Here is a 17,406-nt window from a genome sequence, read left to right as displayed (position 1 = left end):
CGCAGCCGCAGGGGGATCAGGGCAAACGGTAGCCCTTGTCGCGCAGAAGCCGGGCGACGCCGATCAGCGGCAGGCCGATGAGCGCCGAGGGGTCGTTGCTCTCCACGGACTCCAGCAGAGCGGCACCAAGGCCCTCCGAGCGAATTGCCCCGGCACAGTCGAGGGGATGGTCGGCTCGGACGTAACGCTCGATGGTCTCTGCGTCGAGGCTCCGGAACCGGACCTGTACGGTTTCCAGCAGGTGTTCCTCGGCGCTGTCCTGGCATACGCAGACTGCGGTGAGAAAGCGCACGCATTGGCCGGAGTAGCGGCTCAGTTGCTCTCGGGCACGCTCTTCGCTTCCGGGCTTGCCGAGGATCTCGCTGCCGAGTGCCGCCACCTGGTCGCTGCCGATCACCACGGCTCCGGGGCGACGCTCGGCCACCGCCCGGGCCTTCTCCCGCGCTAGGCGCGCCACGGCGCCTTCCGGGGATTCGCCGCTGGCGATGGTCTCGTCAATAGAAGCGGCATCGATCTCAAACGGGATGCCCAGACGTTCGAGTAGCGCCCGACGATAAGGCGATGCGGAGGCCAGAATCAGCGATCCTGCTTCAGACATGGATTAAGACCCATTGGCTTGGAACGCCGTGCACCCTAGCGCCGTAAACGGCGCAGTGCCAGCACTTTACAGTATCCGGTGGCGGGGCTAGTATGCAGACCCTTATGTTGCCGGATGGGCTGGCTCCAGACGATTTTGGCACGCCGCCTCGTGTCCACCAGGGCACTCTGGCGCTGCCGACCATGCCGCGCCTGGCGCCGTTGCTGGCGATCCAGGAAGGGCAGGCGTGGGCTCGCCTGGAAGGCAGCCTGGATGACGCGGGCCGGCGGGAACTGGCGGGGCGCATCGAGGCGGACGTGCCGCTGACGTGCCAGCGCTGCCTCGGGGTTTATCATCACCCGGTGGTCGTCGCCTTCCGGGTGGTCATCGTGGCGACCGAGGAGGAGGGCGAGGCCCTGCCCGACGAGCTGGAGCCCTATGTCTGCGGCTCGGCGGTTCGGCCCCTGCAGGTCGTCGAGGAAGAGATCCTGCTGGCGCTGCCGGTGGTGGCGCGGCATACACGGGCGGATTGCACGCCCCCCGAACACGAGGCCGGTATCGCGCGGGAAGCCCTCAGCCCGTTTGCCAGCCTGCAGGGCAAGGTCCGCCGCCACGAGGCAGATGACTAACCAGGGCCCCGCCAAAAACGAATTTCTGAACCGATCGGAGTGATTAGACAATGGCCGTACAACAGAATCGCAAGACGCCCTCCAAGCGTGGCATGCGTCGCTCCCACGACAGCCTGAGCAAGCCGACGCTCGCCACGGAGCAGAGCACCGGCGAGACTCATCGCCGTCACCACATCAGCGCCGACGGCTACTACCGGGGCCGCAAGGTGACCCGCGGGCAGGACGACTGAGCCGCTCCGCCGTGGTCGTCATCGCGGGGTATTGCCCAGTCGTCGAGCGGGTGAAGGCATGACGGGCCATATAACCCTTTCGCTGGACGCTATGGGCGGGGATCACGGACCCAGTGTCGTGGTCCCCGCTGCTTTGCGGGCGCTGGAACGCCACCCCCATCTCCACGTGGTGCTCGTGGGGCAGGAAGAGACCCTGCGCGAGCACCTCCGGGCGGAGAGGTACGGCGATGCCGAGCGCGTGAGCGTGCGCCACTGCACGCAGGTCGTGGCCATGGACGAGCCGCCTTCCCAGGCGCTGCGCTCCAAGAAGGATTCGTCCATGCGTGTCACCCTGGAGATGGTCAAGGCCGGGGAGGCCGATGGCTGTGTAAGCGCCGGGAACACCGGTGCGCTCATGGCGACCGCCCGCTACTTGTTGAAGACCCTGCCGGGCATCGACCGGCCGGCGATCATGAGCACCCTCCCCACGCTTGACGGTGCCACACACATGCTGGATCTCGGTGCCAACGTCGACTGCACCGGCGACCACCTCTTTCAGTTTGCTGTCATGGGGGCGGTGGCCGCGGAGGCTGTCCACGGGGTGGAGCGTCCGCGTGTGGGGCTGCTGAACATCGGGGAAGAGGAGATCAAGGGCAACGAGTCGGTCAAGCACGCCGCGGAGCTGCTGCTGGAGTCCCGGGAGATCCACTACACCGGTTACATCGAGGGCGACGGCATCTTCAAGGGCGAGGCCGACGTGGTCGTTTGCGACGGATTCGTCGGCAACGTGGCCCTAAAGTCCAGTGAAGGCGTGGCGTCACTGATCTCCGAGTACATGCGCAGGGAGTTCCGCCGCAACCCTCTCTCGCGGATCGCCGGGTTGATCGCGCTGCCGGTGCTGCGTTCCCTGCGCGGGCGTATCGATCCCCGTCAGTATAACGGCGCGAGCCTGCTCGGCCTGCGGGGGGTTGCCCTCAAGAGTCACGGTTCGGCGGACAGCTTTGCCTTTGGTCGGGCCATCGACACCGCTGTCCGGGAGGCCGAACAGGGGGTCCCGGACCTGATCAATGCGCGCATCGAGCGGCTGCTGGGGGCGAGAGAAGGGGCGTGAGCAACGCAAGGATAATCGGCACCGGGAGCTACCTCCCCGAACGTGTGATCACAAACAAGGATCTCGAGCAGCATGTCGAGACCTCGGATCAGTGGATCCGCGAGCGCACGGGGATCGGCGAGCGGCGGGTGATCGCCGATGAGGAGGTCTGCGGCGATCTCGGTCGGATCGCGGCGCAGCGGGCGCTGGAAGCGGCCGGAGTCAGCGGCGATGAGATCGATCTGGTCATCGTCGCCACCTGCACGCCTGACCGGATCTTCCCAAGTACGGCCTCGTCCCTGCAGCGCGCCCTTGGGGTGCGTCCCGGTGCGGCGGCCTTCGACATCTCGGCGGCCTGCTCAGGGTTTATCTACGCTCTGGGTATCGCCGAGCGTTTCGTGCGTTGCGGTGATGCGCGCCGTGCCCTGGTGATCGGTGCCGAGGCGATGACCCGCATCCTCAACTGGGAGGATCGCGGGACCTGCGTGCTCTTCGGGGATGGCGGTGGAGCTGTGGTGCTCGAGGCCTCGGACGAACCCGGTGTGCTCTCCACCCACCTGCACTGTGACGGTCGCTATGAGCCGCTGCTGTATGTCCCGTGGGGGCCGGGGCGGGGCTACGCCGCCCTCGGGGCCGAAAGCGGCTACATCCACATGCGGGGCAACGAGGTGTTCAAGGTGGCCGTGAACACCCTTACGCGGATTGTCGAAGAGACCCTGGACTCGGCCGGGGTCGACAAGGGCAAGGTCGACTGGCTCGTCCCGCATCAGGCGAATATCCGCATCATCCAGGCCACCGCGAAGAAGCTCGATCTGCCCATGGAGCGCGTGGTGGTGACGGTGGGCGAGCACGGCAACACGTCGGCTGCGTCGATCCCCATCGCCTTGGATACCGCGGTGCGTGACGGTCGCATCCAGCGCGGGGAGACCCTGCTGCTGGAAGCCTTTGGTGGCGGGTTTACCTGGGGGTCGGCGCTGGTCCGGTACTAGCCCTCCCGAGATGGATTCCGTGCAGGAGCTGAGATGAGCAATCACACCCCGGAATTTGCAATGGTCTTTCCCGGCCAGGGCTCCCAGGCGGTCGGGATGATGGCGGCCTGGCAGGAAGACGAAACGGTCCGCGAGACCTTCGGCGAAGCCTCCGAGCCGCTGGGTTACGATCTCTGGGAACTGATCGCGAACGGGCCAGCTGAGGAACTCGATCGGACCGATCGTACGCAGCCGGCCATCCTGGTCGCCAGCGTGGCGCTGTGGCGCGTCTGGCAGGAACGAGGCGGTGCGGAGCCGGCGGTGCTGGCCGGACACAGCCTGGGGGAGTACAGCGCGCTGGTGGCTGCCGAGTCGCTGCAGCTCGCCGATGCGGCCGCGCTGGTGGCCGAGCGCGGTCGCTACATGCAGGAGGCCGTGCCGGCCGGCGAGGGCGCCATGGCGGCGGTCATCGGGCTTGAGGACGACAAGATCCGGGAGATCTGCGCCGGCGCCGCCCAGGGGGCCGTCGTGCAGCCCGTCAACTTCAACGCGCCGGGACAGGTGGTCATCGCCGGCAACCAGGAGGCAGTGGAACGGGCCGGTTCCGCCGCGAAGGAGGCCGGCGCCAAGCGAGTTCTGCCGCTGCCAGTCAGCGCGCCGTCCCACTGCAGCCTCATGCAGCCAGCCGCCGAGCGTCTGGCCCAGCGCCTCGAGGAAGTAGCGATCGAGGAGCCGCGCCGTCCGGTCATCCACAACGTCGATGTCTCGGTCAGCCGGGACGCTGCGTCGATCCGCCGCCGGCTGGTCGAGCAGCTGGCGAACCCGGTGCGGTGGACGGAGACGGTCCAGAAGATGAGCGGCGAAGGCGTTCAGGTCCTGGCGGAGTGCGGCCCGGGCAAGGTTCTGACCGGACTGACTCGCCGGATTGAGCGCAGCCTTCAGGGCGGATCGCTCAGCGAGCCGGACACTCTGGACGACATGCTGCGCCGTTTCCCGGCGACCAGCTAACCCCATCCGGACAGCTTTTGTTTGAAGGAGGCAGCGTGCACGGCAAAGACGACCTGCAGGGGCATATCGCCCTGGTAACCGGGGCGAGCCGGGGCATCGGCCAAGCCGTTCTGGAGTCCCTCGGCCGCGCCGGCGCGACGGTCATCGGGACCGCCACCAGCGAGCAGGGCGCCGAGGGAATTCGGCAGCGCCTGTCGGAGGCCGGGCTTATGGGCACCGGGATGGCACTGGATGTCACCGACTCGGAGCAGATTGCCGAGGTGCTGGGCGCCATTGGCCGTGACTTCGGGGCGCCAACCATCCTGGTGAATAACGCCGGCATCACCCGCGACAACCTGCTCATGCGGATGAAGGATGATGAGTGGGATCAGATCATCGACACGAACCTCAGCTCCGTCTACCGCATGAGCAAGGCGTGCCTGCGCGGCATGATGAAGGCGCGCGGCGGGCGCATCATCAACATCGGTTCGGTCGTCGGGGCCATGGGCAACGCCGGTCAGGCCAATTACTCTGCGGCGAAGGCCGGCATCATGGGCCTGACCAAGTCGATGGCCCGGGAGCTCGGTGCGCGCAACATCACGGTGAACACGGTAGCGCCCGGATTCATTGAGACGGATATGACGGCCGCCATGAGCGAGGAGCAGCGGGCGGCGCTGATTGGCAATGTGCCCCTAGAGCGGCTTGGCAGCCCGGAGGATATCGCCGCGGCGGTGACTTTCCTGGCCTCGCCGTCCGCCGGTTACATCACGGGCGAGACACTGCACGTCAACGGCGGCATGCACATGGCTTAAAACTCGTTGTTAAACAGTATCTTGTAAATGGTTCAGGATTCCGCTGGGGCGTTCTGGTACTCAGCGAACTGTTCCCCTACAATACGCGCCGCAGCCGGAAGACTGCGCCAATTAGAACCTCGGAGGACCTTTTAATGAGCAGCATCGAAGATCGCGTCAAGAAAATCGTCGTCGAGCAACTGGGGGTCAAAGAGGAAGAGGTCACTGGTGAGGCCTCGTTCGTGGACGACCTTGGCGCCGACTCGCTGGACACCGTCGAGCTCGTGATGGCGCTCGAGGAGGAGTTCGAGTGCGAGATCCCCGACGAGGAAGCCGAAAAGATCACGACGGTCCAGCAGGCCGTGGACTACATCAAGAAGCACCTGGAGGGGTAACCCCCACGGGCCACAGTCTGAAGGCGCAGCGGGGCCGGTCCGGTGGACCGGCCCCGATACATTCTGCGCCCCGAAGGGCACAAGGGTATGGATGATCGAGCCGTTGTCGTAACCGGGCTGGGGGTGGTCTCTCCGGTCGGTCACTCCGCTGATGAAGCCTGGTCCGCGGTGACCGAGGGCCGCAGCGGGATCCGGACCATCACCGAGTTTGATACGTCCGCCTACGCGGTCCAGTTCGGCGGGACGATCGAGGGCTTCGATGTGTCCCAGTATCTGCCGCGCAAAGAAGCACGGCGGATGGACCCGTTCATCCACTATGCCTTCGGCGCCTGTGCCGAAGCCCTGGAGTCGAGCGGCCTGGAGATCCGCGAGGACAACGCGGACCGGATCGGGCTGTCCGTTGGCTCCGGCATCGGCGGTATCCTGGGGATCGAGACGGGCCACCAGGCCCTGATGGAGGGTGGGCCACGCAAGGTCTCTCCCTTCCTGGTGCCGAGCAGCGTGATCAATATGGCGGCCGGGAACCTATCGATCCACTACGGGCTGCGCGGCCCCAATCTCTCAACCGTCACCGCCTGCGCGGCGGGCACCCACAACCTCGGTGTCTCCGCCCGCATGATTGCCGCCGGAGACGCGGACGTCATGATCGCCGGCGGTGCGGAGAAGTGCATCACCCCGCTGGGACTGGCGGCGTTCTCGTCGGCGCGGGCGCTGTCGAGTCGCAACGATGATCCCTCGACGGCCAGTCGCCCCTGGGATGTCGATCGCGATGGTTTCGTCCTGAGCGAAGGCGCGGCGGTCTTGGTGCTGGAGTCCTATGCCCATGCGCGAGCGCGCGGGGCGACCATACTGGCCGAGCTGGCCGGGTTCGGCACCAGCTCGGATGCCCATCACATCACGCAGCCTGCCGAGAGCGGCGAGGGGGCGCAGCGCTGTATGGCGCGGGCCCTTGAAGACGCCGCCATGGCACCCGCGGATATCGATTACATCAACGCCCACGGTACATCGACCCAGGTCGGCGACCTGGCCGAGGCGGCGGCCGTCAAGCGCCTGTTTGGCGATCGGGCCGGCGAGGTGGCCATGAGTTCCACCAAGTCGGTGACCGGGCATCTGCTCGGCGCCGCCGGCGGGCTGGAGGCGGTATTCAGCGTGTTGGCGCTGCGCGACGGGATCATTCCGCCGACCTGCAATCTCCATCACCTGGAGGCCGATTGCGCCGGTCTCGATCTGGTACCCGGCGAGGCGCGGCAACAGCGGCTGCAGGCCGTACTCAGCAACTCCTTCGGATTCGGCGGGACGAACGCTTCCCTGATCTTTCGCAAGGCGAGCTGAGAAGTGGGGGCCCTTGAGCCGTAAGCAACTGGTCAACGGCAGAGCGGATACGGCCCTGGATGCCGAGGACCGTGGCCTGGCCTATGGCGACGGTCTGTTCGAAACCATAGCGGTGAATCGGGGGCGGCTGTGTCTATGGGACTACCATATGGACCGGCTGCTGGACGGGGCGCGGCAGCTGGGGCTCCCGGAGCCACCATTGGCGACCCTGCGAGAAGAGGCCCGCTTTCTTACCGAAAAGGTGGAGAGCGGGGTGCTCAAGGTGGTCTACACCCGGGGCAGCAGTGAAGGGCGCGGCTACCTGCCCCCGTCCCGGCCGATCCCCACCCGCATCCTGACGCTTCACAATCCGCCGGCGATCCCGCCGGAACGCTGGCAGGGGGTCGATGTCCGCCTCTGCCGGACGCGCATCAGTGCGCAGCCCCGGCTGGCCGGTATCAAGCACCTCAATCGCCTGGAGCAGGTGATGGCCCGTTCCGAGTGGCGGGATGCGGCCATCGCCGAGGGCTTGATGCTCGATGCCGACGGGCTCATCGTGGAGGGTACCGCGACCAACGTCTTCGCGGTCCGGAACCGGGTGTTGCTGACGCCGCCGCTGACCCACTCGGGCGTGGCCGGCGTGATGCGCCGCTGGATCGTGGAGCAGGCCGAGGCGTTCGGCCTGCGGGTGGAGAAACGCGGTTTCTATCCGGGTGAATTCGCCGAGATGGACGAGGTTTTCCTGACCAACAGCCTGATCGGCCTCTGGCCGGTCCGCTCGGTGGCCGGGACCTGGGTCCCAGTCGGGAAGGTTAGTCGCGGCTATCTCGAGCAGATCGGCAGTCGCGGGCTCACGCCGCTGGTGGACCCGCCCGAGGTTGGCGGAGAAGGGCGTTGGTGACGCGCGCATCCCGGCGGCGCTGGTGGATCCTCGCCCCGGTGCTTGTGCTTGTGCTTCTGCCGATCGTCGGCGGCGGCTGGCTGTTCTACGAGCTCGACCAGCGCCCTATGGCCGTTAGTGATCCGCCCGAGACCCTAGAGGTTCCGCGGGGCAGTTCGCTGCACGCCCTGGGGCGGGAACTGGAGGCGAGGGGCTGGATCTCCGGGGCGACGCGATTCGGGCTGCGGATCTACGGGCGCCTGACCGGTATCTCCGCTGAGCTCAAAGCGGGCGAGTACGCGGTGGAGCAGGGCATGACCGTCCGTCAGCTCCTGGCGCGGGTGCGCGCCGGCCGGGTCAAGCTCCACCCGCTCACCGTGGTCGAGGGTTGGACGTTTGCACGCCTGCGCGAGGCCCTGGGCCGACACGATGCTGTAGAGCAGACGCTGGAGGGTATCCCCGATCATGAGATCATGGAGGAACTCGGCCTCGGGGAGCGACACCCCGAGGGGATGTTCTTCCCCACTACTTACCATTTCCCGCGCGGTACCACGGATCGTGATCTGCTGCGCGTGGCGTTCGGGCAGATGCGTCAGGAACTGGCCCGCGTGTGGGCCGAGCGACGGCCGGAACTGCCCCTGGAAGATCCCTACGAGGTACTCACCCTCGCTTCGATCATCGAGCGCGAGACCGGCCGTGATGACGAGCGGCGGAAGGTGGCGGGGGTGTTCACGCGGCGGTTGGAGCAGGGCATGCGCCTGCAGACGGATCCAACCGTGATCTACGGCCTGGGCGAAGACTACGACGGGCGGCTGCGCCGATCCGATCTGCGCCGTGATACGCCTTACAACACCTACACGCGCCACGGCCTGCCGCCGACCCCGATCGCCCTTCCCGGGCGGGCCTCTCTGAAAGCGGCTGTCGACCCGAAGCCGGGCAGTGCGCTCTATTTCGTCTCCCGCGGCGACGGCAGCCACCATTTCTCGGACACGCTGGACGAGCACAACGAGGCCGTCCGACGCTACATCCTGGAGGAGGAGTGACGGAGCGAGGCCGTTTCATCACCGTCGAAGGGCTGGAAGGGGCCGGCAAGACCACCTGTCTGCGGGCCATCGAGCAGATGCTGGAAGAGGCCGGCATCGAGCGGCCGCTGTTCACCCGCGAGCCTGGGGGCACGCCTTTCGGCGAGGCCCTGCGCGGCGCGCTCCTCGACCCGCAGTACAGCGGTCTCAGCGCAGAGGCCGAGGCGTTGACCGTCTTCGCCGCGCGGGCCGAGCACCTCGCGCAGGTCATCCATCCAGCCCTGGCCACGGGGCGCTGGGTGGTCAGCGACCGCTTTACGGACGCCACCTACGCCTATCAGGGCGGCGGCCGCGGGCTCGGTGATGAACGGATCGCGGTACTGGAGCAGTGGGTCCACGGGGGCTTCGTGCCTGACCGGACGCTGCTGCTCGATGTGGATCCGTCGGTCGGACGCTCCCGGGTCGCCAGTCGGGGCAGCGGGGAGGATCGTTTCGAGCAGGAGCAGGACCCGTTCTTCCTTGCGGCGCGCGCCGCTTACGCCCGTCGTGCCGCAGCGGAACCAACGCGCTTCCGTTGCATTGACGCGAACCGGCCGGAAGACGACGTGGCCCGCCAGGCACGCGCCGCACTGGCCGACCTGCTCCCGGCGCGGAGTGCGTCATGAGCGAAGCACCCGAGCATCCGGACTGGGTGCCGCCGGGGCAGGGACGGGGCCAGCTCCCGCCCTGGCTGCTCCCGGAACTTGACCGGCTGCTCGCCCTGCACGACCAGGGTCGGTTGCATCACGCCCTGCTGCTGACTGGGCGAACCGGACTCGGAAAGAGGCTGCTGGCCGGCGTCCTGGCCCGGGCGCTGCTCTGTCAGGGGGGGGAGGAGGGCGGACAGCGGCCCTGCGGGGAATGCCGTGGCTGTCGTCTGACCGGTGGCGGGGCCCACCCCGATCTGCGCACCCTCAGCCCCAGCCGCGGTGGCGAGCGCGGCGAAATCGTGGTCGATAGCGTCCGCGGGCTGGTCGATTTCCTGCATCTGAGCGCGCAGCTCAGCGGCAGCCGGGTCGCGGTGATTGTGCCGTGCGACCGGCTCAACCGCGCAGCGGCCAACAGCCTGCTCAAGACACTGGAGGAGCCGCCCGCAGGGGTGTTCCTCATCTTGGCTACCGGGCGACCGGGGCGGCTGCCACCGACCGTACGCAGCCGGTGCACGGTGCGCGGGTTGTCGCCACCGCCTTGGGGCACGGCACGGCAGTGGCTAATCGAGCGTGCCGCGGCCGGGGCTGAGCGGGCAGACAAGGCACTGGCGCTGGCCGGCGGCATGCCGCTGGCGGCCGAGCGCATCCTCCGCGAACAGGGCCTTGAGGGGTACGAGGCATTGCTCCAGCAGCTTCATCGGTTGAGTGCCGGTGGCGATCCGGTCAAAGAGGCAGAGACCTGGGAACGGGCGCCGGAGGCGTTGGCCGACGCGGTTTCGGCGATCCTCGCGGATCTGCTGCGTCAGCGCCACGGCGCACCGGATCGCGGGCTGCTGCCCTCAACCCTGGCGCAACAGCTGATTCGGCAGGCATCGCCGGAGTCGCTGCACCAGACGTTCCTGCGCATCGGCGAGCACCGGCGCAGCCTGGAGCAACCCCTGAATGGACGTCTGGCCGCGGAGGCGATCCTCCTCGACCTGACCGCAGCCCTGCGGCCCGTGGGTCACTCGGCCGCCAGGCAGGCCTGAAGCCGCCGCCAGGCTTCCTCCAGGTCCTCGGCCGTGTTGTAGAAGTGCGCCGAGAAACGGATGCCGCCACAACGCGAGGCACAGGCAACATCGCGGGCGCGCAGAGCCGCCAGGAGGCGCTCCGGGTCGGCGCCCGGGACGCGGAAGGTGACAATACCGGCGTGGCGATCCGCTTCAGTCGGTGTCACCAGCTCGAAACCGTGGCGCCGGACGCCTTCCATGGCCTCCCGGGCGTTCGTCAGGACGCGCCGCTCGACCTCCTTCAAGCCGACATCCTCGAGCACCGCCAGGCTCGCTTCGAGGGCGTGGCTGCCAAGCAGGTTCGGGCTACCGGGTTCCAAGCACCGGCCGGTGCCGGCGGGATCCCAGTCGGGTCGGTCGAAGGCGCCCAGATCTTCGGCCATATGCCAGCCGATCTGCCAGATCCGCAGCTCATCGCGCACCCGGGGATGGACGTACAGCCCGCCGATCCCCTCCGGGCCGAGCATCCACTTGTGTCCATCCGCGACAATGAAATCGGCGTCCACGGCAAGCTGAAGGGCGCCCAGCGTCTGGATCGCATCGACGCAGAGCAGGACGCCGCGCTCGCGACAGGCGTTACTCAGCCGCTCCAGGTCCATGCGCAGTCCCGTGCCGTACTGGACACTGCTGATCGGAAGCAGCCGGGTGCGTGGCGTCAGGGCGTCGATGAGGGCGTCCTCCGGCGTGGCGCCGTCGCTCAGTCGCACCTGACGGACGTGGACGCCGTAGTGTCGGGCCAGGGATTGCCAGACCCAGCGATTGGAGGGGAATTCCTGGTCGTTGATGATCACCTCGTCGCCGGGCTGCCAGGTCACCCCGTGGGCGACCATGGAGAGGCCCGCCGAGGTGTTCGGCACCAGGGCGATGTCCGACACGGCACCAGCGACACCCATCAGTCGTGCCAGCCGGGCCCGTAGACGGTCTTCCGCCTCCAGCCAGTTGGGATAGTCCGCGGCTCCGCGATGGAGGCATTCGTCGGCAAATCGGTGGACGGCATCCCGAGTCCGCTGCGGCCAGGTGCCGACCCCGGCGTGGTTGAGATAGACCAGGTTCGGGTCGAGCGGGAACTCCGGGTGGGCCATTGCCGTTGCCTTTGTCGTTGCCATCGGATCCGGGGGGCGAGTATACCGGCCCGTCGCCGGGCTGTCGGCAGGCTGGCCGCTCAGTCACCCGTGCGATCGGGGTCACCCGGAGAGCCGCGGAAGGTATATTATGTTAAATTATGTTAGACGCAAGCAGCGCGGCTCTCCCGCCACGCTGCCATGGGCTTGTTTCGGCTTGTTTCCGTCTCTCTTCGCCTCAGCTACTCGGGCGCTTGTAACCATCGACCATACCAGCGGTCAGGTTCTGCTTCTCACGCCGACCGGAGAGCGTTACGCCGAGGATGTGCATGCCGACCAGGGCCAGCAGTGTATAAGAACTCACGATGTGCACATCCGAGATCAACTCCCCAGGCAGTTGCGCCCCGTACAGGAACCCAAGCGGACCCGCGCCGCGATCCAGCGCTGGCAGCATCATGCCTGATACGGACGCGATCACCAGTCCCAAGAGCAGGATCACTGCCATCACACCGCCCTGCGGCGGATGGCCCAAATAGCGACGGTCCTCTCCGGTGCTCATCGCACGCAGATGCGCCATCAACGCACGCGGCCCCGGCACGAAGTGCGAGAAACGCGCCTGTGGCGGCCCGACGAATCCCCAGACGATCCGCGCCAGCACGACCACGGTCAGCAAGTAACTGACCCACAGGTGGGCGGGCATCTCGCCGATCACAGCGGTAAAGAACGAGGCCGCAAACAGGAGCGTGATCAGCCAGTGACTGCCACGTACCACCGGGTCCCAGACATAGATGGTGCGCTGCTCCATGAGTCCTCCCATCGCTCGGATGCGCCGGCCTGCGGGCCTTTAGCCCTGGCCGGCCATTCACAGAGGTCTCCCGACCCAAACGCCGCAGCCGGGAGGCAGGGTGTGGCGAATTGTTTCAGCCACTGCGCCCAAGCATAAAAGTACAACTTGTGTACAACAATGTCCCCGTAGACGGTTTCCCGCGGGGTCAACAAGCTAGGTGCGCACCAGGTGGGACAACGATAGCCTATGCTGTGATCCCTGACTCAGCCCTCATTAATGGAAAAAATATTCCATTGCCCTACAGGGTGTCGCTGTGCTCAGACCTGTCGGGTCTCACGCCAGCGCTGGGCGTGGTCCTCGTCGCTGATGTTCCATTCCTGCTCGATGAACTGCTTGTCGCCTGTCTCCAGCAGCGCCCACTGGACGAAGTCGGCGGCGTCCTCCGGAGTATGGAGCTGGCCGTTCTGCTTGAGCTTGATGAATCGGTCTACGGCCGGGAAGCGCTCCGGCGTCTGGGTCCGGATGTGATCCTGCATCGGGGTATCCACGACACCCGGGCGAACGGACCCCACCAGGATACCGTCCCGCCACAATTCGTCCCGGTAGACCTGATAGATCATGAACAGCGCGGCCTTGCTGGTGCAGTAGGCCCCCCACCCCATCGATGGCTTGTGTGCCGCTCCCGAGGAGATATGCAGGATACGGCTGCCCCGCTCCATGCGCGGCAACAGCCCCTGGGTGAGAAAGACCGGAGCCTCGACGTTAACGGCCATGGCCTGTCGCCAGGCCTCGAGGTCTACCTCTCTGAGCGGTCCCACCGGGTCTAGCAGACCGGCGTTGTGGACCACGGCGCGGACTCGCCACCCCTGAGCAGCATCAACAATGCGGGCGCGATCCTCCGGGTTGGCAATATCTGCACTCAACGTGCGGATGCGCTCAGGAGCGACACTGGCGGTCTCGCCCAACGGCTCGGCACGCCGCCCTACCGTGAGCACTTGTGCCCCGTCCCGGGCGAGTCCGCGCACCAGGGCCCTGCCTAGGCCACTACCGCCACCGGTTACCAAGACCAGATCGTTGTCCTGCCACTTCATCCTGCACTCCTTCACTCGATCCCAGCGACCCGTCCCCACCCGGGCGGGTGTGGACCGGGCCCCGCTCCGATTCAAGGAAAAAACCCAGTGTAACCAGTCAGCGCCTTACGGGTCGTTGTCCGGGCCGACGACCTGGTTCGGTGGCACTTCTCCGGCTGCAAAGGCCGCCAGGATGTCACGTAGTTGCCCCACAATGCGCTGTCGTGCCTCCAGCGCAGACCATGCGCTATGCGGAGTGACCGCCAGATTCGGTAGATCCGCAGCCAGTAGCGGATGCTCCGGTGGCGGTGGTTCCTTGGTCAAAACATCCAGTGCCGCTGCACCGATCTCCCCGTTACGCAGCGCCGCTGCCAGCGCCGGCTCATCGATCAGGCCCCCACGAGCGGTATTGACCAGTAAAGCATCGCGGCGCATCAGCCGCAGGGCCTGCGCGTCGATGACTCCGGCCGTCGTTTCCGTCAACGGGCAATGTAGACTCAGGACATCCACCTCGGGTAACAGGTCGTAGAACGGCACACGGCCACTGCGACAGGTCGCGGCTGCGGGCCGTTCCGCTACGCGGACCTTCATGCCCAGGGCCTCGGCATAAGCCGCCACCCGCTGACCCAGGGTGCCGTAGCCGAGAATGCCCAGGCACCGGCCGGATATTTCGCGCTGACCGGAGTCGATGAGGCTGAAATGGGCGCTGCTGCACCACTCCCCCGCCCGGACCCGCGCCGTGGCCGCGGGGATCCGCGTGAAGTGGTTGAGGATCATGGCCAGCGTGTGCTGCGCCACCGCAGTGGTCCCGTAGCCCCGGCAGTTCGCGACGGTGACCCCCCGTTCGCGGGCCGCGTCCAGGTCTACATTGTTGGTGCCCGTGGCCGCCACCGCGATCAGTCTCAGGTTAGGAAGACGGGCCAGGGCCTCAGCGTCGATGACGACCTTGTTGACGATCGCCGCCTCGGCGGGTTCGAGCCGGGGGAGCAGCGCCTCGGGACGGGTCCGGGGGTAGCACTCGAGTGGATCAGCCACCCGTTGCAGCGGGCCGAGATCGAGATCTCCAAGATCGAGGGATCCTGCATCGAGGAAGGCGGTGTGCATAGCGTGGCCCTGGGTGTCAGTTAATAGACCACCTGGCGCGCGGTTGCGCGACAGCCTGTTCGTTATTCTATGATCTTTCAGCTCTTGAGACAGGAGGCGACAAAATATGCCGCCAGGCTGTGGACACTGCCCGCCCCCTCCGGAAGACGCCCTGCAGCAAGCGGCACGCTTGCCGGCCCTCCGGCCGGTTATCGCCGTCACCGGGTACTCGGGGGCGGGCAAGACGACCCTGCTCACCGGGCTCGTGGCGCGGATGCGTCGCGGTGGCTGGTCCCCGGCCGTGGTCAAGCATGCCCACCACGGCTTTGACATGGATCGTCCGGGCAAGGACAGCTATCGGGCTCGGGAGGCCGGCGCCGAGCAGGTTCTGGTGGTCTCCGCTCGGCGCTGGGCGCTGTTGACCGAAACCCCGACTGCCGAGCGGGATGAGGATCTGCTCGTCAGGCGGCTTCAGGCCATCGACCCTGAACGGGCTGACGTCATCATCGCCGAGGGATTCCGCCACAGCGGTGCCGGGCAACTGCTGGTCCACAGCCAGCGCACCGGGACCGATCGCCCCGATTTCCGGGCACCCGGGATACTCGGTGTCGCCACCGATGAGCCACAGGCTGTGCCTTCGGGGCTGCCCTGCCTGGATCTCGATGACCAGGCCGCTATCGCAGCATTCGTCGAGCAATGCATCCACGGCATTATTGCGCGTACTGACGGCAATCCGGCACCTCACTATTAACAAGTCGAATCAATAAGTTAAAAGCGTACTTGCCCTTCCCTGCAGCCTGGACCGGGGTTACATTGAGCGGACCGGCGCGGGCGTACGCGCGGGTCGATAACAAGCATAAGCCCGGGGACGGCGACACCCCCAACGGAGGGAGGGGAGCCATGAGCTATCAGGAGACTTATCAGGAGTCGATCAACGATCCGGAGGGGTTCTGGTTACGCGAGGCGCGGCGCCTGGCGTGGATGACCGAGCCCCAAGCAGCCCTCGCGGAGGATGAACAGGGACGACAACGCTGGTTTCGCGGAGGACGCCTGAACGTCGCCCAGCTGGCGCTCGACGTGCATGTCGATGCCGGCCGGGGCGATCAGCCCGCCCTCCTCTACGACTCACCGGTTAGCGGCGGTAAAGAACAGTACACCTACCGACAGCTTCGCGACGAGGTGGCGCGCGCCGCCGGGATGCTGAGCGATCTGGGGGTCGGCCGCGGTGATCGGGTGGTCATCTACATGCCGATGATCCCGGAGGCGGTCATCAGCATGCTCGCTTGTGCACGGCTCGGTGCCATCCACTCGGTGGTGTTCGGTGGGTTCGCCGCCAACGAGCTCGCCGTGCGGATCGACGATGCCAGCCCACGGGTGGTGCTCACCGCGAGCTGCGGAATCGAGGTCGACCGGGTTATCCCGTACCAGCCACTGGTCAACGAGGCCCTGCGCCGTGCGGAGCACAAGCCGGAGCGGGTGATCTACGTCAGTCGCCCGCAGGCCGGGGTGGAATGGGACGAGGAACGGGATCTGGACTGGCACACCGGCTTAGCGGGTGCCGCTCCGGCCGATCCGGTGCCTGTCGATGCCACCGATCCGCTCTACATCCTCTACACCTCGGGTACCACCGGGAAACCCAAGGGCGTCGTCCGGGACAGTGGCGGATACGCCGTGGCGCTGAACTGGAGTCTTGGAGCTGTTTACGACCTGCACCCGGGGGACGTCTTCTGGACTGCCTCCGACGTCGGCTGGGTCGTCGGCCACTCTTACATCGTCTACGGCCCCTTGATTCGGGGCTGCACCACAGTGGTCTATGAGGGCAAGCCGGTGCGCACCCCCGACGCCGGTGCCTTCTGGCGGGTGATCTCGGAGTACCGCGCCAAGGCTTTCTTCACCGCTCCTACCGCCTTCCGCGCCATCAAGAAGGAGGATCCCGAGGCGCGCCATCTGCAGCGCTACGACATCTCCTGCCTGGAGAACGTCTTTGTTGCTGGTGAGCGACTCGACCCCCCTACCTACGAGTGGCTCTCACAGACCCTGCAACGGCCGGTGATCGATCACTGGTGGCAGACAGAGACGGGCTGGCCCATCGTCGCCAACCCAATGGGTATTCAGCCCATGCCCGTCAAGAGCGGTTCCGCCACCGTACCCATGGCCGGTTACGATATCCGCGTACTGGACGACTCCGGCCGCGAATTACCGGCAGGTGAACAGGGCAACCTGGCCATCCGGCTCCCGCTCCCACCGGGCTGCCTGCCGACCCTCTGGAACGACGAGGCCCGCTTTCAGAAGTCGTATCTGGAGCGCTTTCCGGGGTTCTATGACACCTCGGATGGCGGGTTCATCGACGAGGACGGCTACGTCTACGTCATGGGCCGGGTGGATGATGTGATCAACGTAGCCGGCCACCGCCTCTCCACCGGCGAGATGGAAGAGGTCATCGGCGATCACCCGGCAGTGGCCGAGTGCGCTGTGGTTGGTATCCACGACGACACCAAGGGCGAGCTGCCGGTGGCCTTCGTGGTGCTCAAGGATGGCAGTGACATCGACCAAGAGCGCATCGAGTCGGATCTGACCGGCATGATCCGCAACGAGATTGGCGCCATTGCTTCCCTGCGCCGGGTCGCCGTAGTCCAGAAACTGCCCAAGACCCGTTCCGGGAAGATCCTGCGCAAGAGTATCCGGACGCTCGCGAAGGAGGCGCGCGAGCAGGTTCCCACTCCTTCGACCATCGACGACGTCTCGAGCCTGGACGAGATCGCGGATGCGATTCAGGCCTACAATTTGGGACGTCACACCTGACGTCGC

General features: G+C 66.6%; 19 protein-coding genes. 14 read left to right on the top strand and 5 right to left on the bottom strand.

The window, feature by feature from the left end; all coding sequences use genetic code 11:
- Nucleotides 1-16 precede the first annotated feature (16 nt).
- A complete protein-coding gene (locus LRG10_RS04855) occupies nt 17-598 on the bottom strand; it encodes a nucleoside triphosphate pyrophosphatase (RefSeq protein WP_201167181.1) in 582 nt (193 codons plus the stop codon).
- 92 nt (nt 599-690) lie between these two features.
- On the opposite strand from LRG10_RS04855, the gene LRG10_RS04850 reads away from it, so the two are divergent.
- From LRG10_RS04850 to holB, 12 genes are all read left to right on the top strand, one after another.
- Nucleotides 691-1,206, top strand: coding sequence for a YceD family protein (locus LRG10_RS04850; protein ID WP_238634818.1), 516 nt, complete (start codon nt 691-693; stop codon nt 1,204-1,206).
- A 50-nt stretch (nt 1,207-1,256) separates the two neighbouring features.
- On the top strand, nt 1,257-1,436 hold the full coding sequence (gene rpmF / locus LRG10_RS04845) for a 50S ribosomal protein L32 (RefSeq protein WP_201167188.1): 180 nt from the start codon (nt 1,257-1,259) through the stop codon (nt 1,434-1,436).
- A 58-nt stretch (nt 1,437-1,494) separates the two neighbouring features.
- The gene (gene plsX, locus LRG10_RS04840; RefSeq protein WP_238634817.1) at nt 1,495-2,526 is read left to right on the top strand and encodes a phosphate acyltransferase PlsX; all 1,032 of its coding nucleotides are present in this window, start codon (nt 1,495-1,497) and stop codon (nt 2,524-2,526) included.
- Nucleotides 2,523-3,494 carry a beta-ketoacyl-ACP synthase III gene (locus LRG10_RS04835; RefSeq protein WP_238634816.1) on the top strand — a complete coding sequence of 324 codons (972 nt, stop codon included), beginning with the start codon at nt 2,523-2,525 and terminating at the stop codon, nt 3,492-3,494. Before plsX ends, LRG10_RS04835 begins: the two co-directional genes overlap by 4 nt.
- Nucleotides 3,495-3,527: 33 nt before the next feature.
- Complete coding sequence (gene fabD / locus LRG10_RS04830; protein WP_201167194.1) at nt 3,528-4,481, top strand: ACP S-malonyltransferase; 954 nt, start codon at nt 3,528-3,530, stop codon at nt 4,479-4,481.
- A 35-nt stretch (nt 4,482-4,516) separates the two neighbouring features.
- Nucleotides 4,517-5,272 (top strand): 3-oxoacyl-ACP reductase FabG, encoded by a 756-nt coding sequence (gene fabG / locus LRG10_RS04825; RefSeq protein ID WP_201167196.1) that lies wholly within the window; start codon nt 4,517-4,519, stop codon nt 5,270-5,272.
- 134 nt (nt 5,273-5,406) lie between these two features.
- Nucleotides 5,407-5,646 (top strand): acyl carrier protein, encoded by a 240-nt coding sequence (gene acpP, locus LRG10_RS04820; protein WP_011814030.1) that lies wholly within the window; start codon nt 5,407-5,409, stop codon nt 5,644-5,646.
- Between the two features lie 87 nt (nt 5,647-5,733).
- A complete protein-coding gene (gene fabF / locus LRG10_RS04815) occupies nt 5,734-6,978 on the top strand; it encodes a beta-ketoacyl-ACP synthase II (protein ID WP_238634815.1) in 1,245 nt (414 codons plus the stop codon).
- A gap of 13 nt (nt 6,979-6,991) precedes the next feature.
- Nucleotides 6,992-7,858, top strand: coding sequence for an aminodeoxychorismate lyase (gene pabC / locus LRG10_RS04810; protein ID WP_238634814.1), 867 nt, complete (start codon nt 6,992-6,994; stop codon nt 7,856-7,858).
- On the top strand, nt 7,855-8,880 hold the full coding sequence (mltG, locus tag LRG10_RS04805; RefSeq protein WP_238634813.1) for an endolytic transglycosylase MltG: 1,026 nt from the start codon (nt 7,855-7,857) through the stop codon (nt 8,878-8,880). Before pabC ends, mltG begins: the two co-directional genes overlap by 4 nt.
- Nucleotides 8,877-9,524, top strand: coding sequence for a dTMP kinase (gene tmk, locus LRG10_RS04800; protein WP_201167200.1), 648 nt, complete (start codon nt 8,877-8,879; stop codon nt 9,522-9,524). Before mltG ends, tmk begins: the two co-directional genes overlap by 4 nt.
- Nucleotides 9,521-10,576, top strand: a complete 1,056-nt coding sequence (gene holB, locus LRG10_RS04795; protein ID WP_238634812.1) for a DNA polymerase III subunit delta' — start codon at nt 9,521-9,523, stop codon at nt 10,574-10,576. The genes tmk and holB overlap by 4 nt, the downstream gene beginning before the upstream one ends.
- Here the strand turns inward: holB and LRG10_RS04790 are convergent.
- The 4 genes from LRG10_RS04790 to LRG10_RS04775 all read right to left on the bottom strand — a co-directional run bounded on the left by LRG10_RS04790 (nt 10,552) and on the right by LRG10_RS04775 (nt 14,619).
- A complete protein-coding gene (locus LRG10_RS04790) occupies nt 10,552-11,703 on the bottom strand; it encodes an aminotransferase class V-fold PLP-dependent enzyme (protein ID WP_238634811.1) in 1,152 nt (383 codons plus the stop codon). The genes holB and LRG10_RS04790 overlap by 25 nt on opposite strands.
- A gap of 193 nt (nt 11,704-11,896) precedes the next feature.
- Nucleotides 11,897-12,463, bottom strand: coding sequence for a cytochrome b/b6 domain-containing protein (locus LRG10_RS04785; RefSeq protein ID WP_201167206.1), 567 nt, complete (start codon nt 12,461-12,463; stop codon nt 11,897-11,899).
- A 299-nt stretch (nt 12,464-12,762) separates the two neighbouring features.
- On the bottom strand, nt 12,763-13,536 hold the full coding sequence (locus LRG10_RS04780) for an SDR family oxidoreductase (protein WP_201167208.1): 774 nt from the start codon (nt 13,534-13,536) through the stop codon (nt 12,763-12,765).
- A gap of 105 nt (nt 13,537-13,641) precedes the next feature.
- A complete protein-coding gene (locus tag LRG10_RS04775) occupies nt 13,642-14,619 on the bottom strand; it encodes a D-2-hydroxyacid dehydrogenase (protein WP_201167212.1) in 978 nt (325 codons plus the stop codon).
- A 106-nt stretch (nt 14,620-14,725) separates the two neighbouring features.
- Between LRG10_RS04775 and mobB the strand changes: the two genes are divergently transcribed.
- Both mobB and LRG10_RS04765 read left to right on the top strand, forming a co-directional pair.
- Complete coding sequence (gene mobB / locus LRG10_RS04770; RefSeq protein WP_201167215.1) at nt 14,726-15,349, top strand: molybdopterin-guanine dinucleotide biosynthesis protein B; 624 nt, start codon at nt 14,726-14,728, stop codon at nt 15,347-15,349.
- Nucleotides 15,350-15,498: 149 nt separating this feature from the next.
- The gene (locus tag LRG10_RS04765) at nt 15,499-17,400 is read left to right on the top strand and encodes a propionyl-CoA synthetase (RefSeq protein WP_201167217.1); all 1,902 of its coding nucleotides are present in this window, start codon (nt 15,499-15,501) and stop codon (nt 17,398-17,400) included.
- Nucleotides 17,401-17,406 lie beyond the last annotated feature (6 nt).

Source organism: Halorhodospira sp. 9628 (assembly GCF_022228075.1).
In the GTDB taxonomy this organism is placed as follows: domain Bacteria; phylum Pseudomonadota; class Gammaproteobacteria; order Nitrococcales; family Halorhodospiraceae; genus Halorhodospira; species Halorhodospira halophila_A.
This window is presented reverse-complemented; position numbering and strand designations above follow the sequence as displayed.